Origin of the sequence: Nocardia sp. PE-7, assembly GCF_030486425.1 — a bacterium.
Lineage (GTDB): Bacteria > Actinomycetota > Actinomycetes > Mycobacteriales > Mycobacteriaceae > Nocardia > Nocardia salmonicida_A.
This window is the reverse complement of the sequence record NZ_CP129614.1, coordinates 3,671,163-3,695,874: the sequence shown is the minus strand read 5'-3', so window position 1 is coordinate 3,695,874 and position 24,712 is coordinate 3,671,163. Positions and strand designations below refer to the sequence as shown.

Genomic DNA, 24,712 nt, shown 5'->3' with positions numbered 1-24,712 from the left:
GACGCTACCGGATACCGACCACGACACGGTCGTCGCCGTACTGCCACACGATTCCGGCTTCGGCGAATCCCGCGTCTCGGGCGAAGGCGACATAGTCGTGCACGGTCGGGCGATCGCGCACGGTGTGCTCGAATCCGCCGTTTCGCAGTCGCACCAGCTCGGCGAGTTCGGGCGCCCGGTTCACCGCGTCCCACCAGGATGCCCAGTCCTCGGCGGCGGCGGTTCCCTGCCGCTCGGCGCGGCGCGCGGTCATCGATCTGCCGAGGGCGTCGAGCCTGGGACCGGCCGGGCCCTCGTAGAGGTGGTCACCGTCGACGAACAACCCGCCTGGTTTCAACGCTTGCGCGCAGGTCCTGATCAAGTCTCGCAACGGATCCCGATTCATCCAGTGCAGGGCGGTGGTGCTGACGAACGCGTCCGGGACCCGGTCAAGGTCGAGGGCGTCGAGCCAGCCTTCCCGCCGCAGGTCGGCGAACACTGTCCGGAAGCGGGGGGAATCGTAGGCCAGGTCGGCGAGGCCGAGCAGCAGCGGATCGGCGTCGACGCCGACAACGGAAGCGGCGGGGAACCGGTCGAGGAGGCGCTGCGACAGCGTTCCCGGGCCGACCCCCAGATCGACGATCAACAGGTCCTCGCGGCCACCCAGTTCGTGCACCACATCGCCGATGACCTCGAATCGCTGCTCACGGTCGGGCATGTAGTGCTCCTGCTGGCGGTCCCAGCGTTCGATCCAATACCGCGCTCGCGCGGCGTCGAGTCCGGTCATCGCGCGCTCACCTCGTCGAATCGGGCCCAGCCGTGCGAGTTCGGCACCGCCGCGGGCAGTCGCTCGAAGCGATCGCCCGCGGCGCTGTTCCACGCGGTGTTGCCGAAGAATACGAATCCACCCCGGTCGTAGAGGATTTCGTGCATCGTGCGGTAGATCGCCGCCCGCCCTTCCTCGGTGGGGGTCGACTGCGCCTTGACATACAGTGCGTCGAATTCGGCATCGGACCACTTCGTCCGATTCTGTGGCGATCCGGTGAGCAGGCGCGACGCGAAATGGTTCGGAACGGGCAATGGCCCGGACTGACCCATCGTGAGGTGACCGGTGTTGAGCGCGTCGGTGTAATAGGTGTCCTTCGATCCGAGCACGACATTGACCTTCACCCCGCAGCGGCTCGCGTGCTCGGCGAAAAGTCGTGCCGACTCGACGAATCCATGCGCGACCGGCGCGGTGAAGAGGTCGAACGAGAGCTCACGCACCCCGGCGCGACGCAGCAACCGGCCCACCTCGTCGGGATCGAAGCTGTGCTGCGGCAGGTCGGCGTAGTACTGGAACCCCTTGCCGAATACATCGTTGGCGATCTCGCCGTTGCCCTCGAGCGCCACCTTGACCAACTCGTCGCGATCGAGCATCCGCATCACCGCGCGGCGCACATCAGGATTGTCGAACGGGGCGCGGTCGGTCTTCATGGCGAAGAAGTAGATGCCGCTGTTGGGGGTGGCCGCGAGCGTCACGCCGCGTCGTCCCTGCAGGGTCCGTGCCGCCGACGGCGTGAGGTTGTCGGCGTAGTCGATCTCGCCGCTCTGCACCGCCGCGAGCCGGGCGTCGGACTCCGCGCTGACGATGCGAAGTCGACGAATCGACGGGGCGCCGTCCCAGTAGCGATCGTTGGCGGTTGCTACGAATTCCTTTCCAGCCGTGAAGGAGTCGAAAACGAACGGACCCGTGCCCACCGGCCGCTCGAAGTCGGTCGCCCCATTCGGCACGATCTTCGTCCCGTAGGCCGACAGTGCGATCAGGAACTCGAAAGAGGGCTCCTTCAGCACGATCTCCACCGTGCGCGCATCGATGGCGCGGCTCTGGGCGAGGTCGACCTTGTCGAGCGACGAGGCGGCGATGAACGGGCGACGCTGCGGCGGGCCGAGCACCCGCGCGAAGGTGTAGAGGACGTCGTCGGCGCCGAAGGCTTTTCCGTTGTGCCAGGCGGCATCTCGCAGGGAGATGCGCCACCGGGTCCCGTCGGCGTTCGGCTCGGCCGCCGTCGCGAGGCGGGGAATCGGCGTCATCGTCTCGTCGATCTCGAACAATCCGTCATAGACCGATTTCATCCGGGCTTCGTCGATGAACAGCGTGTTCACGCCGGGATCGATGCCCTCGCCGGCGCCCGAGCCCTGGAAGGCGGCAGTGAAGGTGTCGACCGAGTTCCCGGACGGCGTCGACCGGTTGCACCCGGCGAGGACGGTGCCCGCGGCGAGTGCGCCACCGAGCAGGAATGTGCGGCGTCGCAGGTTCGGTGGCTGCATGAAGGCTCCTATCGCGTTGGCTCTCACGCGACGAAGACATGCGGAAACAAGCCACGACCGGTGTGGCTCGGTTCGGCGCATCGATCAATACCCACGTGATCACGACCGTTTCAACAGTTCATCCGCAGGTATCTGGCTTCGGCTCGCGGACGAGCCTCACAGTTGCGGGACAGCCCCGGACTCACACCGGTCTTCCCTACGGACAGGCGATATCCTACGCACACCGGTGAAAACCGGTGTCGGTACGGACCCGTGGACGCGCCCGTCGGGCGCCGTCACCGGTCACCGCCATTCGGCTCGCGGGAACTCGGACCGGGGGTTGCATAATGACGGGGTGCATTCTGGTGATGGTCTGTTCGATCGACGCCTGTCCGACCGCGCGCGTGAAGTGATCCGCCAAGGTGCCGAGATCGCGCTGAACGCGCCGGAGGAGTGGCTCGACGAGCTCTACGACGCCACGCTGCTCAAGACCAGCCTGCGCGCCATCGCCGGGGATCCGTTGCTGGCCGAGGCAGTGCGGCGCGTCAATCGTGCGAACCTGCTGCACTGGGCATCGGCCAACGTGGCCGATCCGGGGATGCCGGTGCCGATCAACCTCGGCGCCGACCAGATCGCCATCGTGCGCGACCTGGTCCGCCGCGGCTTGAACGAGGCCGCTCTCCAGGCCTATCGCGTCGGTCAAGACGTTGCCTGGCGGCGGTGGATGTCCATCATCTTCATCCTGACGACCGAGCCGTTCGAGCTCCAGGAGGTCTTCGAGGTTTCCGCCGCGTCGATAGCCGACTTCGTCGACGGCACCGTCGAGGCGATCACCGAGGTCATCGACGACGAGCGTGACGAGCTGGCCCGCGGTTCGTATGCCGAACGGCGGGAGATGATCTCGCTCATCCTCGAAGGCGAACCGATCAATGTCGAGCGTGCTTCGATCAGGCTCGGCTACCGGCTCGATACGACCCATACCGCGGCCATCGCCTGGAGTGGCATTCCCGGTGCCGAACTGGAGGAACCGCATCGGGTGACCAGGGCACTCGCGCAGGCCACCGGTGCGGCGACGGCACTGAGTCTGCTCGCCAGCGCGGCCACCCTGTGGGTGTGGGTGCCGGGCCCGACGCCTCCCGATCTCGCGATCCTGACCGAGGCGATGGACCATATTCCCGGGGTGCGAATCGCCATCGGCTCGACCGGTCGAAACGTCGCGGGTTTCCGGACGAGTCACCTCGACGCTCAGGCCGCGCACCGGATCCTCGCTCGCCCACACAGCACGCGGCGTCTGGTCACCTTCGGTGAAGTGCAGCTGACTTCGCTGATCACCGAAAACGGCGCTCAGGCGGACCGTTTCATCAAGTACACCCTCGGCGAGCTGGAACATGCCGACAGCGAACTGCGCGAATCGGTGCTCGTCTACCTCAACGAGCAATGCAACGCCACGCGCGCCGCGGCCCGCCTGTTCACCCACCGGAACACGATTCTGCGCAGGCTCGCCCGCGCGGACGAGTTGTTGCCTCGACCCCTGGCGGACAACAGCGTGCACGTCGCGGTCGCGCTGGACGCGCTGTACTGGCGACAGAGCACGCCACAGCCGATGTGAGCTCGCCACGGTCTATTGCGCCGGGCAGACCGGGGTGAGGCGATGAGTGCCGCGCAGGCCCTTGAGGGTGGCGTCCCGAGGGGTCCCGATCGTGAGATCTGTCGTGCTGCCGATGGCTTCCAGTACCGGCTCGCTGACGAGGACCTCGCCGCCCTCGGCCTGCGCGGTGACGCGCGCGGCCATGGCGACGTTGCGGCCGAACAGATCGTCGCCACGGCGGACGGAGGACCCCATGTGGATGCCGATCCGGACTCTGAAATCGGTGTCGCCGCGCGACGATTCGGCGTCCTTGGTCAGCGCCGCCTGGATGGCGAGTCCGCAGGATACCGCCCGCTCCGGCGCGGCGAAGGCGATCATGTACCCGTCGCCTTGGTTCTTGACCACGTGGCCTGCCTGGTCCCGCACGCAGCGCTCGACGAGACGGTGGTGGCGATCCAGCAGCTTGACCCAGGCGCGGTCGCCCAGTTGTTCGTTGAGTGCGGTCGACTGCTCGATGTCGGAGAACATGATCACGACGTTGCCGTCCGGTGTCAGCCGTGCCAGGTCGGGGCGCTCGACCCGTGCCCAGCCGGCGAGGTCTTCGATCGAGGTCAGCACGGCGGCGCGAAAGCCTTTGGCGCGCACCAGGTCCGCGGCCTGCCAGGCCGTCCGCACCGCTTCGCGACCGCCCACCATCAATCGCTGCGTGGTCGTCGACCGACGCGGGGATCTGCGTTGTCGCCGGCTGCGGGCAAGCAGGATCGACAGGGTGATCAAACCGGCGGCTTCACCGACGGCGACCAGTGCGAGCACGGTGATCACGACTGTAGTCATCGGGCGAACCTCGGCGGAGTAGCGTTGCTGGTCGAACCCTGTAGCGGCTGCGCGCCCGAGCTTGTCACGGCAAAATAGTACACATGTGTTCACTCGAATTCGAAACGGTGTGCTCGCTGCTCGCCGTCGTTGCGGAGCATGCGGTGGCGCCTGCGTGGCGCACGCGGTCGGACTCCAACCTCCCGTCGAACCGAGGCCTGTACAGCTGCAATGCCCTCAGTGGGTGAACCCGGGTGGCGGTGTGTCCCGTGACCGCGAGCGCTGGCGGAGGTCGCGTCCGAGGTGACACGAACTGCGGCCGTCGGGTCGATTCGATACCATCTCGGTGTACAGGTGGTGTCCATGATCGAGTACCGGTGATGCATAGTGCACAACGCGGATTCGATTCGGGTGCGAATCGCCATTGGAACGCGGGGTACCGAGACCGCACGATGGAGCGCAAACACCGGAAAGTAGGAAATGTGCCCATGCCCGACAGCATCCTGTCGGCCCGGATCGTGACGGTGGGAGGTCGGCCCGCGGTCGACTGCCTTCCCCCGGCGTCAACGATCTCGGGCAAGATCATGAGCCGATTCGTCGTCGACAGCGCGCTGCCCGCCAGAGTGCCACTGGCGGCCCTGCGCCGCGATGTCACCGCAATGGTGAAGGCGTGCCTGGAGCTCACCGCGCGACTGCTGACCGGCGCGGACGCTTCGAAACCGTTGGACGATGTCCGTTTCGGCGTCCTGGAATGGGCACAGGAAGGTGTCCCCATCGACGCGATGCTCGAGGCGGTGCACACCGGCACTCGGATGGTGTTCGACCATCTCGCCGCCCAGGCCGGGTCCGCCGGGGACCAGGTGGCCGTGTCCGACGTGGCGCACGTGTTCGTCGGGCTGTCCAGCCGATTGGCTGCCGCGATCGCACAGGCGTACTCGGGACAGACGCGAGCCGCCGTGGATGACGACGCCGACGCCCTGGCCGCGGCCGTGATGGCCGGGAACGCCACACCGGCCATGGCCCGTGCCTGCGGGGTGCGGCTGGCCGAGAACTACGTCGTCTTCGCCGTGGCGTTCGTGCCACACCAGGAAGAGGCGCAGCCACACCCGGATCGCCAGATCATCTCCTCGCGAACAGTTCGCCGAGTCAGAGCCGAGGTGTCGCGCCTCGGTGGTGACCACGCGTTGATGCAGATGGGAGCCGGCACCGCGACCCTGCTGATTCCGCAGGACCACTTCGACCCCGCAGCGGCGGAACAGTTCGTCGAGCACCTCGTCGCCGCGGCGCGGACGCGGGTACGCGCCACATTCGTGACGGTGGGAATCGGCGGCATTCGTGAAGCGGTCGAGCGCGTGCACGCGGTACTCGACATCATGCGTCGACTGCGCCGCGAGGGGCTCGAGCGCTTCGAGGGCCTGTCACTGGAGTATCAGCTGTCCAGGCCGGGCGCGGCGGGGCGCTACCTTGCCGCGACGTTGGACCCACTCGACAAGCATCCGGTGCTGCTGGAGACGCTGAAGGCTTACCTCACGACCCGCTCCACGCGCCTGCGCACGGCGCATGTACTGCACGTACACCCCAACACCGTCGACTATCGGCTGAACAAGATCGCCGAGATCACCGGATTGGACCCCCTGCACTCGGACGGGGTCTGGCGCCTGCGTTCTGCCCTCGTGGCCCGCATGATCGGTGTCGGCGAGCAAGAGTCGGTCGAGCGCGGCGACCCTGACCAGGCCGCGCCAGCCGCGCAGGCCTGCTGATCACCTGCGGGTCGGTGCGCCCGGCATAGGCCAGTCCTGCGGTATTCCCAGGATGGCGCCCACATCGCGGATCGCCGCCATCACCGCGGTGACCCCGTCGAATCCCTGCGCGAAGGCTTCGGTGCGCTCATCGATACGGAACGGGCACAGGTAGGTCTGGGGACGGTCGGGGTCCTGGCGGGGCCGTCCGATCGTGATCACCACCGGCCCCGCGGGGGTGTCGACGGCTCGCGCCCCCAGCGGCGAACCGAACGCCCTGGCCTTCGTCGCCGATCCGGCGGCCTCGCCGATACGTAGGGGAGGAGCCTCGGGTTCTCTCGATAGGTCCGCGTCGGACGGTCGGCCTGCCGAGCCGACTCGGGCCGCCGCGTTCGGAATATCGATCAGTGCGGCGTAGATGGCAGCCAGCCGGTCCGGGCCGTGGGCTCTGCGCGCTCGGACGCCTTCGACGCGGTAGACGCACTGCCAGCGGTGCGTCGTGTGGTCCTGTCGAGGATCGGCGACCTCTATGCGCAGCTCTCGTTCGCCGGTCTTGAGGATGCTGGCTATCGTTACCTCGTCGAGTGCACTGGTCACAAGATCCTCCTGATGGTCGTCGCTGGCGCGGGTCGCGTGCGATGCCGCCCATCGGGAACAGGTTGGTCGACGCTCACAACGCCGACGGAGTTCGCTGTGCACTGGTACATGGATGGGTGCCCAGTCCTCAACCGGCCTCTTCGGACAGTTATCTATCTCACACAAGTGGCATGCCCGCTGGTACGGCTCACAAATGCGCCACCGATAGCCGCTAATTAGCCATTAAACTTCCGCGGTAGCCAACCGTTTTCTGCGAATATTCGGTAAGTTGACCACCGGCACAGAACAAGTTCGACAGGGGGGTCGATGGACGAGTACATGAGCAATACCCCGCGATCGCTCGATGGCGAAGGCGATGATCAGGTCGGCTGGAATCTCGAACACGGCTCGGATTTCAATGTCGAGTCATATGACAGCGAGACCGCTCATCTCCACGACGTTGTCGATCAATTGGAATACGCGGTACAGGTCTGTTCACAGGAACGCATTCCGCTTCCCTTCGTCTTGAATGAAGTCGAAAAGGCTCTCGGTGTGGTCCTCGACGATATTTCCGCCGATTGGCAAACCGATCTCCGTCTTCATCTCGTCGATTATGTGACCGCGGCATTCGCGAAGGATCATCTCCAGCCGCCACTTTCGTGACGACGCGCTCGAAGTCGCAGCATCCGAACAGGACCTGTCGGCGCTGACTTCGACCGACCGCCGCGATGAGATCGGACCGATTCTATTGCTTCTCCCAGCCCCGTCTGCCCGCGATAATTGCCGGCATTCGGAGTCGCGCCGATGCGCGTAACCCATCGATCTCGCCGCTAGGCGAACCTCGGGAGACCAGCGATGACCAGCACCGTCACACCCACCGTCGTTGCCAGTTCCACCTCCCCGCTCTCGGCCACCGCCGCGCCGAGTGCCTTCTTCAGCACCGAGGACTACCACCGGTTCCACGCCCGCGCGGCCACCTACGACGCCGCGAACACCTTCTTCACCGAGGATTTCGAAGAACTGCGTGACGCGGGGTATCTGCGCGCCGCCCTGCCGCCGCAGTACGGTGGTCGAGGACTCTCGCTGAGCGAAGTGGCCAGGGAGCAAAGGCAATTGGCGTACTGGGCGCCCGCGACCGCGCTCGCTGTCAATATGCACCTGTACTGGACGGGGCCCGCCGCCGCGCTGACCAGCTCCGGCGCCGAGGACTTCAGCTGGTTGCTCGGCGCGGTCCGCGACGGTGAGGTGTTCGCGGCCGGTCACGGTGAACGCGGAAACGATGTGGGACTGGACGATTCGGTGGTAACCGCCCGACCACAGCCCGACGGCTCCTACCTCATCGACGGCCGCAAGACCTTCACCTCGCTCGGGCCGGTATGGACCTCGGTGGGGATCCACGCCCGCGACGATTCCGACCCGGCCGACCCGCGCATCGTGCACCTGTTCGTCGCCCGCGATCAGCCAGGAGTGCGCACCGAGGAAACCTGGGACACCCTCGGGGTCCGGGCGACCCGCAGCGACGACACCATCTTCGACAATGCCCGCGCCGAAGCCGTGACCGTCGCGGGAACGCACGCGCCCGGCGGCGCCTACCCGCCGCTGATCAACGGCATTCTCGGCTGGTATCTACCGCTGCTGGCCAATGTCTATTTCGGGATCGCCCGGCGGGCGCTCGATGTCGCGATCCTGCACGCGGGCACACGCTCGTCGCTGGTCCCCGGCATCGACGCCCATGCCGCGAAACCTGCCGTGCAGCGTCAGATCGGCGAAGCCGAAATCCAACTCGATGCCGCGTACGCACTGCTCGAGACGGCGACTCGGGACGCGGACGCGGGTGTCGATCTCGGTGTCTGGACGGTGCCGCGTCTGTTCTCGGCGAAGGAATTCGCCACCAGGACAGCCAAGAACGTCGTCGACATCGCCGTCCAGGTGGTCGGCGCTTCGTCGGTCAGTCGCCGCAACGAACTCGAACGTCTCTACCGCGACGTACGCACCGGACAACTCCATCCCCCCAACTCCGACGCCATCCTCGACGTCATCGGACGCACGTCCCTCGGACTTCTTCCCTGACGCTTTCCTGACCGGCGGGTTCGCCGCCGAGCGGGACATCGGGAAGGCCGCGGCTGTTTCTCGATCTCAGGCGATGTCGTTTCCGTCCTCCAAGTACGCTGATGACCGCTCGCTACGGGCGCGAAGCGCCGCCGTTACGCGGCGAGTCATGACGTCCGGCAAGCGGTTTGCGACCTCAGCGGAATCGCACCATGCCCAGCTTCTGAGTTCGTCCGCCGGAAGAGCGATCGCCGCGATCTGGTCGGCTGTCAGCACTGTGCCGTCGAAGATCATCATGACTCCATCATCGGGATATAGACCGGGCGCAACCCAATCCACCACCAGCAGACGCCCCGGCGAGACGTCGAGGCCGAGTTCTTCGCGGATTTCCCGCACAACGGCCGCATAGGGCGACTCGTCGGCCTCCACGACACCGCCCGGAATCTCCCAATAGTCCTTATAGGTCGGTTCGACGAGAAGTACCCGGTTCAACTCGTCGACGAACAACGCACCTGTCCCCATCCGTTTGCGTGGGAAGTTCGTAATGGCTTCGATTCGTTCGGATTCCATGAGGCGCAAGACTATCCGCGCCGTACTCGCAGGTTTGCTGTCGCTCTGACGGTGTAGTTCGCGATCGAGTCGCTGCCTGAAACGTTCGGATTCCGGTGCGTCATCCTCCGATGCCGAACCACACCCGCCCGAATGTGGGTGTGGTTCGGCATGGGTCGGGTGTCAGCAGTCGCCGGTGCCCGCGTTTCCGGGAGCGCCGTTGACCAGGCCCGCGCCGCCACTGCCCGCGGTGCCGCAAGCGCCGAGGGTGCCGTTGCCGGTCTGGGCGCCACCGTTGCCGCCGCTTCCTCCGGCACCGCCGGTTCCGAGGACTCCGGTGCCGCCGTTGCCGCCGCGCGCGCCCGCGCCGCCGCTGTTGTTCGGGCCCGAGGCGTCGCCGCCGTTGCCCGCTTTGCCGCCCGCGCCGCCGGTGTCGACGGCGAGAGCGTCGCCGCCGACACCGCCGTTGCCGCCGGGCGCCCCGTCGGTGCCCGTGGCGCCGGTCGCCCCCGCCCCGCCGTTGCCGCCTTCGCCGCCTGCGCCACCGGATCCGCCATCGGGACCGCCGAGTCCGCCGTTGCCGCCGAGACCGCCCGCACCCAGAACGCCGAGTCCGCCACTACCGCCGTTGCCGCCCGCCCCGCCGGCGCCGCCGCCGTAGCCGATGCCGCCGTGGCCACCGTGACCGCCCGGACAGTTCGCCGTGCCTCGGCTGCCGTTGCCGCCGCTGCCGCCCGCAGGCTGCGAGGCGGTGCCGGGAGCGCCATCGGCGCCGTCCACGGTGTTGCAGGTGGCGAATGCGGGCGGTGCCACGGCGATCATGGTGCTCGTGGTCAGGACGAGACCGCCGAACAGTGCGGCGATACAGGTCCGTGCGCTGCGAGTTCTCGGCACAAGAATGCTCCTCTATTGTCGAACGCTGCGGCCGACACAGGAAATCGGCCATCGGGGGTACGCGCATCATCGATCGGCCGATACGGTCGGAATCAAGGTGAATGCCCAGCGCGTCGCGGCGCATTCACGGGCTCGTCGTGCAGCGGCGAGCCGATGTTTCACTCGCTTCGTCGAAGACGGTGAAGAGTGGAACCTGTCGGTGATCGCAGTGATCGGGCCGCCGCCAGCTGTAATCCGTTGCTGCCGAGATATTTACGACTGACAGTTTCGGGAGGCGAATATTGTCGCCTGTGCTGGAGCGCCGAATCGAGCCTACGCTTGTAGCGCGACGTTTACCCGCGCGCCGCGACAATTCTCGAATTCTGTTTTCGGACAAGAGCAGAAGAAAAAGACTGGTTCTCGCCCGGTGCGCTGGCTAGGGTCCGTGTGCATGAGTGGCGAAGTGATCCTCATGACCGGCCCACCCGCTGCGGGAAAGACGACGGTCGCCCGCCTTCTCGCCGATACGGCGGGTACCCCGACGGTGCATCTCGAGACCGACCTGTTCTACCGGTCGATCCGCACCGGATTCGTCCTGCCGTTCCTTCCTGAATCGCACCGACAGAACGAGGTGGTGATCGAGGCGATCGTCGCGACAGTCGCGGCCTACGCACGCGGCGGCTACGACGTCATCGTCGACGGCATTGTCGGGCCATGGTTCCTGCCGCAGTTTCGGGCGCTCGCCGACGACTATGGGCCGACCATTTCCTATGTGGTCCTGCGACCTGACTTGGCCACCACGCTGTCCCGCGCGAGACAACGCGCGCGAGACGAGCTGACGGATCTGGAAGCGATCAGTGGCTTGCACGGAGCGTTCTCCGACATCGGAGACCTCGAGAAACACACGATCGACACCGGCGGCCTGGATACCGAGCAGACTGCCGACCGGGTCAGACAGCTTCTGGCCGACGGCACGCACCGGCTGGCCTGATGCGAGATCGCTCGGTCAGTTCCGCAGACGACCGCCTGGTGGGCAGTCGGGAGCCGCTGATCTCGGCAACCATGGCGACATCCTTTCCCTCGATCGATCCGAATGTCTTTCGGATCGTGCAGTTCGATCGGCGTGGGTGCATCGGCAACTGATGGAACACCCGGACCGGTAGTACGCGGGGGCGCCGTGATCGAGTGGTGCCGCTGGGAGGACGCGGTGATCGCGCACGAATCCCTCGGCAGCCCTGGGCAATACAGCGCCAAGCCGGACACCGCCATGATGGCCTTCGTTCGGATCTGCACGCACTACTTCGCGCATGCGGCGTGGCTCGACGAAGGCGTGCGACTGCGCGAGTCGGGGCGGCTGGCGGGGATTCCCGGTGAACTGATCCATGGCCGCCTCGATCTCAGTGCCCCGCTCGAAACCGCGTGGGAGCTCGCGAGGGCCTGGCCGGACGCCCGCCTGCACATCATCGACGACTCCGGCCACACCGGCAGCCCCGCCATGGGCGAGGCCGTCGCCCGCGCCGTCGCCCGCTTCGCGCGGCTCGATACCGATCGGGTCGGCCGGGCGGCGGCACGGGAGGCAGGGGATTCGCCGCGGTAGTCGGCCGAGCCGGACTACGCCTGGATGACCTCGATGCCGACCAACGCGTTGAGCGAGTCGCAACTTGCCCACGACTGGTTCTGGCCGTACTGCGCGGGGCCGTACTTCCAGTAGACGAACGGAACAGGCCATGCGACACAGGTGAGTTTCACCTGATGCCAGGTCGGCAGTTCACAATTGGCCATCCCGCCGGTATTGAAGATGTTGTACACGTGGCAGTTGGCCTGCCAGACCGGTACGTCGGCTCGGGCTACGCCGCCACCGACGAGCGCAGCGGCAGCAGTCGCGGTGACAACAACGGCACTAGCGGCGAGTCTCTTCGCAGAAAGCATGAGAACCTCCTGAAATCGATGTTGTCTGAAAGATCGCTGAGGGGTCGAAAGTGTTACTCGCAACGTTCATGATGGTGTACTGGTGTCGGCCTAGAGATGCTTTTGATCTGTGCTTTCAATCGAATAGTCTGTCAATTCGCGGCACGCGAGGCTGATCGAGGAGCGTTTGCTGTTCCCGTCGACGACCTCAGGCGAGGGCGTGATCGGCCCAGGCGGCAGGCAGGGCCGCGCTGGAGACGCCGGCGATCTCCTGTAGTCGTCGCGACGGAACTCCCAAGCGGCTCAATTGAATCAGGCCCTGGGAGACCAGAACGATGTTGGCGCTGAGCGCCGAGAGTTCGCAGTCGTCGATATCGTCGCCGGCGCGCCGCGCGCCGAGACCGAGCCGTTCGGCCACGCCCTGCTCCATCGCGGAGGTGGCGTGGGTACTGATGGTGGCGACTTCGGGTATTCGGGTGCCGAGTTCGGCGATGCTGTTGATCATCAGGCAGCCGCGCCGATCCGGATGCGCGGCGCAGTCGTCGATGACCGCCTGGAACAGGGCGCGCACGGCTGCTCGCGCCGATCCGGGGGTCGAGAGTACGACCTCGCGGACGAACTGGGCCCGGCGCTCGCAGTAGCGCTCGAATGCCGCGAGAAACAGACCGCGCTTATTGCCGTAGGCGGCGTAGATGCTGCCGTTACCGACACCGGTCGCGCGGGACAGTTCCTCGACCGAGGCGCTGTCGAAGCCCTTCGACCAGAACAGTTCGACGGCGGCGGCGAGCAAGCCCGCTTCGTCGAACTGTCTCGGCCGTCCCATGCGCTCACCGTACCAATCCGGATGCGGATCACTCGCCTTCCGCTTGTTCTGGAGGCGTGACTCCATAATAATGGTTGCCATGTCCCCAATATTCGCTGAAGCGCCCCGCAAGCGGGTGGGCGTGCTGGTGTTCGACGGCGTCAAGATGCTGGATTTCGTCGGACCCGCCGAGGTGTTCGTCGAAGCGAATCAAGCCGTGGCGCGCTACGAAGTAGTCCTGATCTCGGCGGATGGCCGCGATGTGCAGACCTCGATCGGGGCGCGCGTTCAGGTCGGCTGCGCCGCGGCCGATGCCGACCGCTTCGACACGGTCGTCATACCCGGCAGCGAACTGCCGCCCGCGAAGTTCGTGACACCCGAATTACTGGCGGCGACTCGGCACCTGATCGGGAAGACCCGGCGGGTGGCGTCTATCTGTAGCGGGGCGTATGTGCTGGCAGAGCTCGGACTACTCGACGGCAGGCGCGCGACGACCCACTGGAAGTTCGCGGCCGACTTGGCGAGGCGATTCCCGTCGGTCGCGGTCGATCCCGATGCGATCTTCGTCCGCGACGGCAATCTGTACAGCTCGGCGGGCGTCGCGGCTGGTGTGGATCTCGCGCTCGCGCTGCTCGAGGAAGACCACGGAGCCGATCTCGCCCGCCAGGTGGCGCAGTCGCTGGTGGTGTACATGCAGCGGGCGGGCGGGCAGTCGCAATTCTCGGCGTCTCTGAGCGGGCCGACGCCGCGCAGCCCCCTGCTGCGCGGCGTCGTCGATCTGATCTGCGCGGATCCCGCCTTTCCGCATACGGTGCAAAGTCTGGCCGCCCATGCCAGGGTCAGCGTTCGGCACCTGACCCGACTGTTCCGCACCGAACTCGAACGCTCGCCCGCCGAATACGTCGCGTTCATCCGGTTCGGCATGGCCAGGGACATATTGCACACCGGGTGCAGCGTGACAGCGGCGGCGACGGCCGCGGGGTACGGCAGCAGTGAAGCGTTGCGGCGCGCGTTCGTCGCCCGGCTGGGCATATCGCCCAGCAAGTACCAGCAAAGGTTCCGCTCCACCGGCTCCACCGCCCTGGTCGAGGTCGCCGACACGCGGGCCGTGTCCTGATCGGAGGCTTTTGCGGCCTGTAGAGGGGGGCGCGCGACGGGGGAGCGGTGAAGACTGAGTCGGGGTACAGCAACCGCCCCGACGAGATCGTCACCCGTCCACGCAAGCCAAGCATTGGAGCATCACCCGATGTCCTCTCCGACCATTGTTCTCGTGCACGGCGCCTTCGCCGATGCGTCCAGCTGGTCCCCGGTCACCGAGCGGCTACTCGCCGACGGTCATCGGGTACTGGCGCCGCCGATCTCCAACCGGAGCCTGTCCGCCGACGCGGCCTACCTCCAGTCCTTCGTCGAGCAGATCGACGGCCCGGTACTACTCGCCGGGCACTCCTACGGCGGTGCGGTCATCACCGTCGCCGGGGTCGCCGACAATGTCGTCGGTCTGGTCTATGTCTCCGGATACGCACTCGATGAAGGCGAAAGTCTCGGCCAGTTGCAGGGCGGCTTTCCGGATTCGGATCTGGCGGCGAATCTGGTCTACACGCCGTACCCGACCGACGGCGGTGCACCGGGAACGGATGTGTCGGTCGACATCGACGCGTTCGCCGCGGTATTCGCCGCCGGGCTCGATACCGTGAAGGCGCAGGTGCTCGCGGTCTCCCAGCGCCCCCTCTCGGCCATCGCGTTCGGCGAAGCCGCCACCGCCGCCGCGTGGAAGACGAAGCCGGGCTGGGGAATCGTGTCCAGCGCCGACCACACGATCAATCCCGACGTCGAACGCTTCGGGTACCAGCGGGCCGGCCTGCGCTCAGTGATCGAGATCGACGCACCGCACCTGGTGATGCAGACCCACCCCGAGCAGGTCACACAGGTGATCACCGCCGCTGTCGCCGAATTGAGCTGACCAGCAACACCGTTCACCACTACGAGAAAGGGCATCATCATGTCAGGCAATCCGTTGGGTCTCCCGCTCGAGCAGGCAGCACAGGAGTTCGTCGACGCGACATCGCAACCGCCGTTCCTGTACCAACTGACCCCGGAAGAGGGGCGCAAGGCGGTGGATTCGGTCCAGGACTCGCCGATCTCCAAGCCCGAGATCGACGAGGAGTGGATCACCGTCGAAGGTGGGCCGACCGGCTCGGTGCGGGTGCGGATCGTCAAGCCTCGTGGCTCGACCGAGACGTTGCCCGTCATCGTGTACACCCATGGCGCGGGCTGGGTGTTCGGTGACGCGCACACCCACGACCGGCTGGTGCGCGACCTCGCCGTCGGCGTGCACGCGGCCGTGGTGTTCCCCGAATACGACCGCTCGCCCGAGGTGCGGTATCCGGTGGCCAACGAACAGTCCTACGCCGTCGCGACATGGGTCGCCGCTCATGGCGGTGAGAAGGGTCTCGACCGGTCACGCATCGCGATCGCGGGCGATTCGGTCGGCGGCAATATGGCCATCGCGCTGACCCTGATGGCCAAGGAGCGCGGCGATGTCTCCTTCCTGCAGCAGGTGCTGTTCTACCCGGTCACCGATGCCAATTTCGACACCGGCTCCTACCAGGAGTTCGCGGAAGGCTATTTCCTCACCCGTGAGGGTATGAAGTGGTTCTGGGACCAGTACACCACCAGTGCGCAGGACCGCGCCCAGATCACCGCGTCGCCGTTGCGGGCGAGCACCGAGCAGCTGGCCGGACTGCCGCCCGCGCTCGTGATCACCGGTGAAGCCGATGTGCTGCGCGATGAGGGCGAGGCCTTCGCCGGAAAGCTGCGCACGGCAGGCGTACCGGTCACCCAGGTGCGCTACGGGGCGATCATCCACGATTTCGTGATGGTCAACTCGATGCACGACACCCACGCCGCCAAAGCTGCCGTCGCCCAGGCAGTCGCGACCCTGCGTGCCGCGTTCGAGATTTCGTAGCCGGTTCCGAGGGCGGACAAGGCGATCCCGGCTGCGCGTCGTGCCGTGCGTGAGAGTGTGACGGTCGAGCACGGCCGCATGCCGGTGTCGAGCACCGTTAATCCCCGATTGCGGTGGCATCCGGTCGTATCATCACCGAACTGCTGTAGCCGGGCTCCGGTTCGGCAGTGAGTGCGTGTGCCGGTGAGTCGTCGGTCGAATCACAGGGGAACAGATGAATTCCACGCGTGGGTACTACCGACATCGGACCGCCGAGACTCCAGCCGGGCGCGCCCCCCGAAAACGGCGCCTGGGCGGTGGGCCGACTTCGTGCCCACCGCGGAGAACCCTCCCGCCCCTCGACCCCTCGCGCGCATGAGTACCGAGGATCCTCTGTCTCGCGGCACAGCCGCCGGTCGCCACCAGGAAAGTCCGGTCGCGCGCCGGGTCGGGGACTCCGCGGCACCTGCCTCCGGGCGTCGGGGGCTCAGCTTCGGTGGGGCCGTCGGTGCGTTGGTACTGGTGTGGTTGTCGCTGACGCCGTCCTTGCTTCCCAGAGGACCGCTGTTCCAAGGAATCGTCACCGGGGCCACGGCGGTGTTCGGATACGGTCTCGGCGTCGCGGTCGCCGCGCTGCTGCGGTGGATGTTGCACCGACAGCCCAGCTCGACCCGTTCGGCATGGTGGTGGGTGCTAGGAGTCGTCGCCGGCCTCGGTTCGATCGCCGCCCTCGCATGGTTCGCCGATTGGCAACGCGACCTGCGTTCGCTCATGGGAGTGAGCGGGCTTTCCTGGCATGCCTATCCGATCATCGTGGTGATCGCCGTCGTGACGTTCGCGGTGTTGATCGCGGTGGCGCGGGGGTGCTGGGCGTTGTCGCGATGGGTCGGTGGGCTCCTGGGGCGGGTGATGCCCACTCGCGTCGCCACGGTGCTCGGCGGTGTGGTGGTCGCCGTGGTGGCCGTCCTCGCGGTCAACGGGGTGGTGGCCGACGTCGCGATGTCGCTGCTCAACGAAACGTTCAAGGCCGTCAACGAGAAGAGTGCGCCGGATACGGAGGAACCTGTCGTCGCGGAGCGTTCCGGCGGTCCCGGATCGCTGGTGGCGTGGGACTCGCTGGGCAGGCAGGGGCAGATCTTCGTGTCCAACGGGCCGACCGCGCTCGAATTGACCGCATTCAGTGGAAAGCCCGCGCGTACGCCGATCCGGGTCTACACCGGGCTGGAATCCGCGGAGACCATCAGTGCCGAAGCGGATCTCGCGGTTGCCGAATTGCGCCGTGCCGGGGGATTCGAACGCTCGGTCATCGGAATCGGGACCACCACCGGAACCGGGTGGATCAACGAGTCGACGGCCTCGGCATTGGAGTATGTGGCAGGCGGTGACAGCGCATTGGTGAGCATGCAGTACTCCTATCTGCCGAGTTGGCTGTCCTTTGTCGTCGACCAGGAACGTGCGCGCCAAGCCGGTCGCGCATTGTTCGAGGCTGTTCACGCCGAGTGGGACACACTGCCGGTAGATGATCGGCCGAAGCTGGTGGTCTTCGGCGAAAGCCTCGGATCCTTCGGTGGGGAAGCGGCGTTCTCCGGTATCCAGGACATGGCGGCTCGCACCGACGGGGTCCTGTTCGTCGGTCCCACCGCCACCAACCCGGTCTGGCGCGACGCCACTGCGCGCCGCGACCCGGGTTCTCCGCAATGGCTGCCGATCTACCGCGACGGGAATACCGTGCGTTTCGTCGCCGACGCACCCGATCTCGCCCGCCCCGAGCGGGAGTGGGGCTCGCCCAGAGTGGTCTACCTCCAGCACGCCTCCGACCCGATCACCTGGTGGACACCGCAGCTGCTGTTCCAGAAACCGGACTGGCTCGACGAGGAACGTGGTCGCGATGTCCTGCCCAGCACCCGCTGGATTCCCGTGGTGACGTTTCTGCAGGTATCGGCGGACATGGCTGTCTCGGTCGACGTGCCCGACGGACACGGCCATACCTTCCAGGCCGTGATCGCCGATGCCTGGGCCGCGATCCTGGCACCGCCCGACTGGACCGCGCCCGACACCGAGCGATTACGCGAGATCCTGCGAGGCACCGAGTGAACGCCATCCGATACCGAAGAGGAGAAGGATTCCAGTGAACACATCCGCCGACAAGCCGTCCCTGCTGCGTCGCGTCTCACCGACGCAATGGGTCGCGATCGGAATGAGCATCCTGGCCATCATTTTCGTTTTCGAGAACAGAGGAAAGGTATCCGTCGAGTTCCTGTTGATCACGATCAGTTCCCCGATGTGGTTGATCCTGTTGGCGATGTTCATCGTCGGGTGGGTCGCCGGGGTTCTCACCACCCGCCGCGCCCGTAAATAGGTCTCACGGTGCCGCCGTCGTCGGCGGTGCCGGGCGTCGCTCAGTCGGTCGACTCGAGCTGCTTCTTGAGGTTGCGCAGGGTCCGGTGGATGTTCTTGCGCTGGAACTGCACGAAGGTGTCGCCGCCGGTGGCGATCCGGTCGAAGACTTGAACCACCGCGTTCGGCCAGGTCTTGCGGTCGTCGTACCAGGTCTCGGTGACCCGGGTACCACCGTCGGCCGCCTCGAATCGGTACTCCCAGGTCGCGATACCGCCGCGAAGCCATGGCCGTCGCACGCCGATCGCCTCGACGCGAAACGCGAACACCTTCCCCGGCTCTGCCGCGATCACCACGCAGCGGGTTACCCAGCGAGCAAACCCCCGCTTGTTGAACCCTTCGAATTCCATTCCCACATAAGTGGACTCGCGCGCCTGCGTGACCCGTGCTCCGCGGTTCTCCGGACTCCACCGACCCATCAGTGTCGGATCGCTGACTTGCTGATAAACAGACACCGGGTCGGCAGCGATGTCGATGCTGTCGAGGACGGTCGTGGTGCGACTCATGGACTCGAACCTATCCGACCGAGCGGGTGCCTCCGATGTCAGTGCGTCGACCGATGGCGACAGCGGCTATCCCCAGGATGAGACGTCCTGATCGGACAAACCCCGCTGGTGATCGACTCGCGGAGGAATCAGGGCGGTGTGAGCTTGGTGACCGTGCCGAGGAAACTGGTGACGTACAACGCGTTCGGGTCCCATCCGGGTCCGGATCCGAACCGTGCCGACGACGACAAGGGCAGACCGGTCGCGATCGCGCAGGTCTGGCCGGTGTCCACATCGACCTGCTGAATAGTGCCCGCCACGTTCAGTGCCACGTAGACCTTGCCATCCGGGCCGACGGTCAGATCATCGGCCGAGTTCAGCGGTCCGACGCCCGGAATCACGGCCTGTCGCGGTGGGCTGTCGGGGTCGGCGTAGTCGACGGCGGCGACCACCGAGGTGGGGTCGAATGTGGTCGAGACGATGAGCCGGTGGCGTTGTCGGTCGAACGCGAGGCCGTTGGTGGAACTCAGCGACGGCGCATACGGTGCCGCTATGTTGTCGGCGGTGACGCGGGTCAGGGTGCCCGCGCCGATATCCCTGCTGACGACGAAATCGCCGTTCGGCAACTGCGCCAACCCGTTCGGCATCGTCAGGCCGGTGGCCACCGTCGTCACGGTGCCGCCGGCGAGGTGCAGTGCGCCGATCGTGCCGTCGGTGCGGCCACTGAGTGCGGCGGTGGCGGTATTGCCCGTCGTGAAGTACGCGGTGTCGCCGACGACCAGGATGGCGCCGGGGCCGTCGATACCGTCGACCGCGACAGACCTCGCGCCGTCGGCACCGAGGCGTTGCAGGGAGCCGGTTGATCCGGTGGCCGATTGCTCGGCCAGCAGCAGGTTTCCGCGACCGTCGAATCCGAGGTTCTCGAGAATCCCGTAGCCCGCCGCGACGGTGTGGCGAGTCCATTGCGGACACGAAACCGGTTCGGCGGACGCGGTATTCGCGACGGGAAGGACGGCGGCTGTCGCGGTGACCGCCATCGCGGCGAGTGCGCGAGACGCGGTGCGGGAGAAGGTCATCGGTTCCTCGGGGTCGAGCCGGTGGCCCGGTAGCTCGGCCACCGGTGCAGGCGGCGTCGTCGACGGGATCGACCCCAGCCTAGGGGGGTTACCGCGGTGTGCGCGACGGGACGCCCGGCCGGCAGTCGTTTCCGCTGCCGGACGTCCCGCCGCGAAGAGTTTCCTACTGTCCCGCCTCGCAGTCGATCCATTCCAGGTAACCGCTACCCGTGACCGGACGCCGGCCCTGCCAGGTCCCTCGGTAGGTATAGGCACCGACGTAGCCGCGGCCGTGCCCGTAGCGCAGCGGGCTGTCGACTTCGGCGTCGAACGTCAGGATCTGCGCACCGGCCGCGTCGCGCACCCGCCACCGAAGTCGCTGGGGGACCCGCATCGTGCGGCCGCGTGGATCGACCTGCGGGTGCTCCTGATAGGACAGGACCGTCATGGCGACATCGTCGTATACGCGTGTTGTTCCGTCGAGGCACCGCACGTACGCGAGCAGGCAGGCGACCGCGCCGGCGGCGCGCACCTCGGTGAGCAGCACCTGGGTCGAGCTGTTGAGGTTGATGATCTGATAGGTGAAGAAGTCGACGGGGAGTTTGCGTCGGGTGGAGAGGGCCTGTGCGGTCAGCGCTTGCGGTGACATGCAACGGGCGTATTCGAACGTGCACAGCGTCTGTTCGATGGCAACGGTGGCGCCGGTGTCGTCGGTCAGCGTTCCGGTGGCGGTCGCGAGCAGGCTGAGGTGGTCGTACAGGGGAGTACGAACGAACCACGAAACCTGTTCTGTCGCATGGATGTCGAGGCTGACCTCGAAATTGTCGTAGTGACCGCGGACGTGGAAGTGGGGATAGGCTCCGGTGATGCTGAGGTCGCGGCCCCAGTCGAGGCGGGAGCCGTCCTCGGCGAAAGAGCAATCGCGACCGGTGTCGTAGGCGCGGTAGTGGTGCTGTCCGTCGGCGGCGGTGGACGACAGCACGGTGGCCGTGTCGCGGGCATCGTCGGCGGCGAGGTAGTCGTTGTCGAAGGCCAGCGCACCGGTCGCGCCGATCAAGGTCATGGTGTTCAGGTATCGGTGAGGTCCGGGTAGCTCGGGGAGGAACACCCCGTAGTGCGTCCAAGCCCATCGCCGGGACGCAGCGTGCGGTTTCATCATCGCCGGGGTTTCGAAAGCCGTGGTCGACCCCGGAATGCGCGAGTCGATACGCGGCAGGACGGCGTCGAGTATCGGGTGCGCGAGGCGATCGAGTACGCGCGATCGACGGTCGGCGGCGGGAGGCTGCGAAAGTTCCGTGGAGTGTTCCATGAGCGCCATTGCTCCTTTGCTGGACCGTCTGGCTCGTGCCTGCCGGTCCGGGTCACATGTATGTGTTACTTATGGTCACGGTTACAATTGACTGATTGGTAAATTACGCGCGAGATGCCGAGCCGTCAAGCGGCGCGCCACCGGTGCGACCGCATCGATGGACCTGCTCGTGGCTGTTTGTCCCGGGTAAAGGCGGGTAGACGTATCTCATGAATCAGTCGTTGGTCGCGGTGTGTAGTACCGCGTCATGAGCGGTGACATCGACCGGGTGATCGTGGTGGTTCCGGCCCGTAACGAGGAGCGACTGCTTCCGCGGTGTCTCGCGGCGCTGGAACGTGCCGTGCGCCGAGTCGACGTTCCGGTGCGTGTGCAACTCGTGCTCGACGCCTGCACCGATGGCTCGGCACGGGTCGCTTCGGCTGCCGACATACTGACGATCAGCGAGCGCAATGTCGGGGCCGCGCGGCGACGAGGATTCGAGCACGCGGGCGCGGCGTGCGATGCCCGAACCTGGTTCGCGACCACCGACGCCGACTCCGAGGTCGAAGAATCCTGGTTGTCGGCCCAACTCGATTACGCGCGACAGGGTTTCGAGGTGGTGGCGGGCGTGGTGGCGGTGCAGCAGTGGGACGCGCACTCGGCGCAGACCCGACGGATCTACGAGCGCGAATACCGGGCACACGGGCCGGACGGTCACGGTCATCTCCACGGCGCCGCGCTCGGCTTCCGGGCCGACGCGTACTGGGGAGTCGGCGGTTTCCGCGCCTTGCGCACCGGCGAGGACGTCGACCTGGCCGTCCGGCTGCACGCCGCCGGGGCCAGGATCGCCTGGGCGGAGGACGTCCGCGTCACGACGTCGGCCCGGCGAAGGGGTCGCGCGCCGCACGGATTCGCCGAGCATCTGCGCAGGCTGGGACGTGACGAGCCGCAGGAGGTCTCGTGACATCGGTGGACAGTCCCGCCGTCGGCCCACACGCGACAGCCGAGCCACGGATCGCGGCGGCCATGAAGTCGCTCGCGAGCTCGGGACGGCTGGATCTGCCGTTGCCGGGTTCGGGACGAACCCTCGAGCGATGGCGTGCCCTGGCCGAAATCGCCTATGAGGACACAGTTCTCGGCCGACTGGCCGAGGCCCACGCCGATGCCGTGGCGATCATGGCCGAGCTCGGCGGTGGTGGCGTGGACGCGGACCGTCCCGCCGCGCCGTCCGGCGAGATCTGGGGCGTGTGGGCCGCGGAACCGCCTTCCCCGGTACTGCGCGCACGCGCGGTGTCCGACGGTTGGGTACTGGACGGACGCAAGCTGTGGTGTTCAGGTGCGAGCATGTGCACGCACGCGCTGGTCACAGCCGTCGCGGACGAGCAGCGAGCGCTGTTCGCGGTGCCACTCGACCGTGCTGTCGCCCAGCCGGTGCCCGATACCTGGCCTGCGGTCGGAATGAGCGAATCCGATTCCGGTGCGGTCGATTTCGACAACGCCGCGGCCAGGATAGTCGGTGTTCCCGGCGAGTACCTGAGCCGTCCCGGATTCTGGCACGGCGCCATCGGCGTCGCCGCGTGCTGGTACGGCAGCGCGTGCGCGGTCGCCGAACCGCTGCATCGGCACGCGGCCGCCGGACGCGCCGACGACCATGCCCTTGCCCACCTGGGTGCGGTCACCGCGGCGCTGTCCGCCGCTCGCACCGGCCTCTCCGACGCCGCGCACGCGATCGACGCCGATCCGCGCGACACCGCCGGTGACGGTCGAATCCGCGCCCGGACCGTGCGTGCGGTGGTCGAGCACGCGGCGACCGAGACCTTGGACCGCGTCGGGCGCGCGCTCGGCGCGGGACCGCTGTGCGGCGACAGCGCCCATGCCCGCCGGGTCGCGGACCTGACCGTGTACCTGCGCCAGAGTCATGCCGAACGCGATCTGGCCGCCCTCGGCCGTGACCAGGCGGAAAAGGAGTTCACATGGTTACCCGGCCGCTGATCGATACGCAAGGTCCCGGCGCAGGCGAAAGTGTCTGGGCGTCGTGGCGGGCGAGTCGACCCGAACTTCGCATCCACGGCTGGCGACACCTCGTGGTCGTCGCGCCGCATCCCGACGACGAGGTGCTCGGAGCGGGCGGGCTCATCGCGCAGCTGCGATCCGCCGACATCCCGGTGACGTTGATCGCGGTCACCGACGGAGAGACCTCGCACCCGGGCTCACCCACCCACACCCCCGCCGAGTTGGCCGCTCTGCGTATCGAGGAATCGCAGAACGCGGCCTACGAACTCGCTACCGGAGCGCCGATGCGGCTCGGTATGCCCGACGGCGGCGTCGCCGAGCAGGAGGCCGAGCTCACCGATCTGCTCACCTATGTCCTGTCCCACCTCGGTGGGCCGGGAGTGCGGTGCGCGGCCACCTGGCGCCACGACGGCCACCCCGACCACGAAGCCGTCGGTCGCGCCGCCGCCACGGCCTGCGGCAACACCGCGACCGAACTGCTCGAGTACCCGGTGTGGATGTGGCACTGGGGCAGCCCGGAGCATGCGCGGGTGGCCTCGGAAAACGCCCTCGCCCTGCCGTTGTCACCGTCGGCGGTCGCCGCCAAGGCGCGGGCGATGGCGCAACATCGCACCCAGATCCGCCCGCTGTCGGATCATCCGGCCGATCGTCCCGTCCTGCCCGCGCATGTCCTCCAGCGGTTCACCGCACCCGACGAGGTCTTCTTCCAGTGAACGAAACACCTATGCCGCCGGGCTATTTCGATCGGCTGTACGCCCACGACGACGACCCGTGGCGCTTCACCACCCGCTGGTACGAGCGGCGCAAACGCGCGTTGACGATGGCGATGTTGCCGAAGGCGCACTATCGACGAGGGTTCGAGCCCGGCTGCTCCATCGGTGTGCTCACCGAAGAACTGGCCGAGCGCTGCGATCAACTGGTGAGTACCGATATCGCTGAGCGTGCCCTCGACGCCGCGCGATCGCGTCTGGTCCACGCACCGGTGGAGTTCCGGCTGTGGGGTCTGGGACAGCGTTGGGCGGCTGAGGATTTCGATCTCATCGTCTTGAGCGAAGTCTGCTATTACCTCGACCCCGCGAGTCTGCGCGAGGTCTTCGAACAAGCCGTGACGCACCTGGAGCCAGGAGGCACCCTGCTGTGCGCGCACTGGCGCCACGTCGTGGCGGATTACCCGCAGACCGGCGACGACGTCCACGCGATCGGCCTTCAGACAGCAGGTCTGTCGGCCTCCGCCCATTACGAGGACGAGGACCTGCTCATCGACGTGTTCGCGGCGTCGACCCGGATTCCACCCTCGGTGGCCGAGGTCGAGGGCCTCGTCTGATCCAGGCGATTTTCCGGTGTCGGGAGGGGAATCCCGCGCGG

25 protein-coding genes, 1 pseudogene and 1 riboswitch are annotated in these 24,712 nt (G+C 66.9%); of the genes and pseudogenes, 15 read left to right on the top strand and 11 right to left on the bottom strand.

Going from position 1 to position 24,712, the window contains the following annotated elements; all coding sequences use genetic code 11:
• Positions 1 to 4: 4 nt before the first annotated feature.
• The gene (locus tag QX204_RS17500) at positions 5 to 766 is read right to left on the bottom strand and encodes a class I SAM-dependent methyltransferase (RefSeq protein ID WP_301900801.1); all 762 of its coding nucleotides are present in this window, start codon (positions 764 to 766) and stop codon (positions 5 to 7) included.
• Complete coding sequence (locus QX204_RS17495) at positions 763 to 2,289, bottom strand: ABC transporter substrate-binding protein (protein WP_301900800.1); 1,527 nt, start codon at positions 2,287 to 2,289, stop codon at positions 763 to 765. The genes QX204_RS17500 and QX204_RS17495 overlap by 4 nt, the downstream gene beginning before the upstream one ends.
• A gap of 105 nt (positions 2,290 to 2,394) precedes the next feature.
• A riboswitch (cobalamin riboswitch) is annotated at positions 2,395 to 2,526 on the bottom strand.
• A gap of 97 nt (positions 2,527 to 2,623) precedes the next feature.
• Between QX204_RS17495 and QX204_RS17490 the strand changes: the two genes are divergently transcribed.
• Complete coding sequence (locus QX204_RS17490; protein ID WP_301900799.1) at positions 2,624 to 3,877, top strand: PucR family transcriptional regulator; 1,254 nt, start codon at positions 2,624 to 2,626, stop codon at positions 3,875 to 3,877.
• 12 nt (positions 3,878 to 3,889) lie between these two features.
• On the opposite strand, the gene QX204_RS17485 is transcribed toward QX204_RS17490, so the two are convergent.
• Positions 3,890 to 4,690 carry an adenylate/guanylate cyclase domain-containing protein gene (locus QX204_RS17485; RefSeq protein WP_301900798.1) on the bottom strand — a complete coding sequence of 267 codons (801 nt, stop codon included), beginning with the start codon at positions 4,688 to 4,690 and terminating at the stop codon, positions 3,890 to 3,892.
• 467 nt (positions 4,691 to 5,157) lie between these two features.
• Between QX204_RS17485 and QX204_RS17480 the strand changes: the two genes are divergently transcribed.
• Positions 5,158 to 6,429 (top strand): PucR family transcriptional regulator, encoded by a 1,272-nt coding sequence (locus QX204_RS17480; protein ID WP_301900797.1) that lies wholly within the window; start codon positions 5,158 to 5,160, stop codon positions 6,427 to 6,429.
• Here QX204_RS17480 and QX204_RS17475 read toward each other — a convergent pair whose 3' ends face one another.
• Entirely contained in the window at positions 6,430 to 7,005 is a 576-nt protein-coding gene (locus QX204_RS17475; RefSeq protein ID WP_301900796.1) for a DUF6968 family protein, read from the bottom strand.
• 306 nt (positions 7,006 to 7,311) lie between these two features.
• Here QX204_RS17475 and QX204_RS17470 point away from each other — a divergent pair, with 306 nt between their 5' ends.
• On the top strand, positions 7,312 to 7,647 hold the full coding sequence (locus tag QX204_RS17470; protein WP_301900795.1) for a hypothetical protein: 336 nt from the start codon (positions 7,312 to 7,314) through the stop codon (positions 7,645 to 7,647).
• A 192-nt stretch (positions 7,648 to 7,839) separates the two neighbouring features.
• Complete coding sequence (locus QX204_RS17465) at positions 7,840 to 9,054, top strand: acyl-CoA dehydrogenase family protein (protein WP_301900794.1); 1,215 nt, start codon at positions 7,840 to 7,842, stop codon at positions 9,052 to 9,054.
• Positions 9,055 to 9,120: 66 nt separating this feature from the next.
• Here the strand turns inward: QX204_RS17465 and QX204_RS17460 are convergent, their stop codons facing one another.
• Both QX204_RS17460 and QX204_RS17455 read right to left on the bottom strand, forming a co-directional pair.
• Complete coding sequence (locus QX204_RS17460; protein ID WP_301900793.1) at positions 9,121 to 9,603, bottom strand: NUDIX domain-containing protein; 483 nt, start codon at positions 9,601 to 9,603, stop codon at positions 9,121 to 9,123.
• 162 nt (positions 9,604 to 9,765) lie between these two features.
• Positions 9,766 to 10,476 (bottom strand): hypothetical protein, encoded by a 711-nt coding sequence (locus QX204_RS17455; RefSeq protein ID WP_301900792.1) that lies wholly within the window; start codon positions 10,474 to 10,476, stop codon positions 9,766 to 9,768.
• Between the two features lie 430 nt (positions 10,477 to 10,906).
• Here QX204_RS17455 and QX204_RS17450 point away from each other — a divergent pair, with 430 nt between their 5' ends.
• Both QX204_RS17450 and QX204_RS17445 read left to right on the top strand, forming a co-directional pair.
• Complete coding sequence (locus QX204_RS17450; protein ID WP_301900791.1) at positions 10,907 to 11,446, top strand: AAA family ATPase; 540 nt, start codon at positions 10,907 to 10,909, stop codon at positions 11,444 to 11,446.
• A gap of 192 nt (positions 11,447 to 11,638) precedes the next feature.
• Positions 11,639 to 12,052 (top strand): annotated as a pseudogene (locus QX204_RS17445) (prolyl aminopeptidase); the annotation flags it as partial.
• Between the two features lie 14 nt (positions 12,053 to 12,066).
• Here QX204_RS17445 and QX204_RS17440 read toward each other — a convergent pair.
• Both QX204_RS17440 and QX204_RS17435 read right to left on the bottom strand, forming a co-directional pair.
• Complete coding sequence (locus QX204_RS17440) at positions 12,067 to 12,384, bottom strand: hypothetical protein (protein WP_301900790.1); 318 nt, start codon at positions 12,382 to 12,384, stop codon at positions 12,067 to 12,069.
• A 187-nt stretch (positions 12,385 to 12,571) separates the two neighbouring features.
• A complete protein-coding gene (locus tag QX204_RS17435) occupies positions 12,572 to 13,186 on the bottom strand; it encodes a TetR/AcrR family transcriptional regulator (RefSeq protein ID WP_301900789.1) in 615 nt (204 codons plus the stop codon).
• 79 nt (positions 13,187 to 13,265) lie between these two features.
• Here QX204_RS17435 and QX204_RS17430 point away from each other — a divergent pair, with 79 nt between their 5' ends.
• The 5 genes from QX204_RS17430 to QX204_RS17410 all read left to right on the top strand — a co-directional run bounded on the left by QX204_RS17430 (position 13,266) and on the right by QX204_RS17410 (position 18,468).
• Positions 13,266 to 14,282 carry a GlxA family transcriptional regulator gene (locus tag QX204_RS17430; RefSeq protein WP_301900788.1) on the top strand — a complete coding sequence of 339 codons (1,017 nt, stop codon included), beginning with the start codon at positions 13,266 to 13,268 and terminating at the stop codon, positions 14,280 to 14,282.
• Between the two features lie 129 nt (positions 14,283 to 14,411).
• Positions 14,412 to 15,125, top strand: coding sequence for an alpha/beta fold hydrolase (locus QX204_RS17425; protein ID WP_301900787.1), 714 nt, complete (start codon positions 14,412 to 14,414; stop codon positions 15,123 to 15,125).
• A 39-nt stretch (positions 15,126 to 15,164) separates the two neighbouring features.
• Positions 15,165 to 16,130: an alpha/beta hydrolase gene (locus tag QX204_RS17420; protein ID WP_301900786.1), complete on the top strand. Its 966-nt coding sequence runs from the start codon at positions 15,165 to 15,167 to the stop codon at positions 16,128 to 16,130.
• Positions 16,131 to 16,484: 354 nt separating this feature from the next.
• Positions 16,485 to 18,203: an alpha/beta hydrolase gene (locus QX204_RS17415; RefSeq protein ID WP_301900785.1), complete on the top strand. Its 1,719-nt coding sequence runs from the start codon at positions 16,485 to 16,487 to the stop codon at positions 18,201 to 18,203.
• Between the two features lie 34 nt (positions 18,204 to 18,237).
• Positions 18,238 to 18,468 (top strand): hypothetical protein, encoded by a 231-nt coding sequence (locus QX204_RS17410; RefSeq protein ID WP_301900784.1) that lies wholly within the window; start codon positions 18,238 to 18,240, stop codon positions 18,466 to 18,468.
• A gap of 40 nt (positions 18,469 to 18,508) precedes the next feature.
• Here QX204_RS17410 and QX204_RS17405 read toward each other — a convergent pair whose 3' ends face one another.
• The 3 genes from QX204_RS17405 to QX204_RS17395 form a co-directional block, all read right to left on the bottom strand.
• Positions 18,509 to 19,012 carry an SRPBCC family protein gene (locus tag QX204_RS17405; RefSeq protein WP_301900783.1) on the bottom strand — a complete coding sequence of 168 codons (504 nt, stop codon included), beginning with the start codon at positions 19,010 to 19,012 and terminating at the stop codon, positions 18,509 to 18,511.
• A gap of 128 nt (positions 19,013 to 19,140) precedes the next feature.
• A complete protein-coding gene (locus tag QX204_RS17400; protein ID WP_301900782.1) occupies positions 19,141 to 20,109 on the bottom strand; it encodes an SMP-30/gluconolactonase/LRE family protein in 969 nt (322 codons plus the stop codon).
• 121 nt (positions 20,110 to 20,230) lie between these two features.
• On the bottom strand, positions 20,231 to 21,355 hold the full coding sequence (locus tag QX204_RS17395; protein WP_301900781.1) for a DUF6670 family protein: 1,125 nt from the start codon (positions 21,353 to 21,355) through the stop codon (positions 20,231 to 20,233).
• Between the two features lie 247 nt (positions 21,356 to 21,602).
• Here QX204_RS17395 and QX204_RS17390 point away from each other — a divergent pair, with 247 nt between their 5' ends.
• The 4 genes from QX204_RS17390 (at position 21,603) to QX204_RS17375 (ending at position 24,671) form a co-directional block, all read left to right on the top strand.
• Positions 21,603 to 22,298, top strand: a complete 696-nt coding sequence (locus tag QX204_RS17390; protein ID WP_301900780.1) for a glycosyltransferase family 2 protein — start codon at positions 21,603 to 21,605, stop codon at positions 22,296 to 22,298.
• Positions 22,299 to 22,360: 62 nt separating this feature from the next.
• Complete coding sequence (locus tag QX204_RS17385; RefSeq protein ID WP_301908026.1) at positions 22,361 to 23,326, top strand: acyl-CoA dehydrogenase family protein; 966 nt, start codon at positions 22,361 to 22,363, stop codon at positions 23,324 to 23,326.
• A complete protein-coding gene (locus QX204_RS17380) occupies positions 23,308 to 24,060 on the top strand; it encodes a PIG-L deacetylase family protein (protein WP_301900779.1) in 753 nt (250 codons plus the stop codon). The genes QX204_RS17385 and QX204_RS17380 overlap by 19 nt, the downstream gene beginning before the upstream one ends.
• On the top strand, positions 24,057 to 24,671 hold the full coding sequence (locus tag QX204_RS17375) for a class I SAM-dependent DNA methyltransferase (RefSeq protein WP_301900778.1): 615 nt from the start codon (positions 24,057 to 24,059) through the stop codon (positions 24,669 to 24,671). Before QX204_RS17380 ends, QX204_RS17375 begins: the two co-directional genes overlap by 4 nt.
• The last annotated feature ends 41 nt before the right edge of the window (positions 24,672 to 24,712 follow it).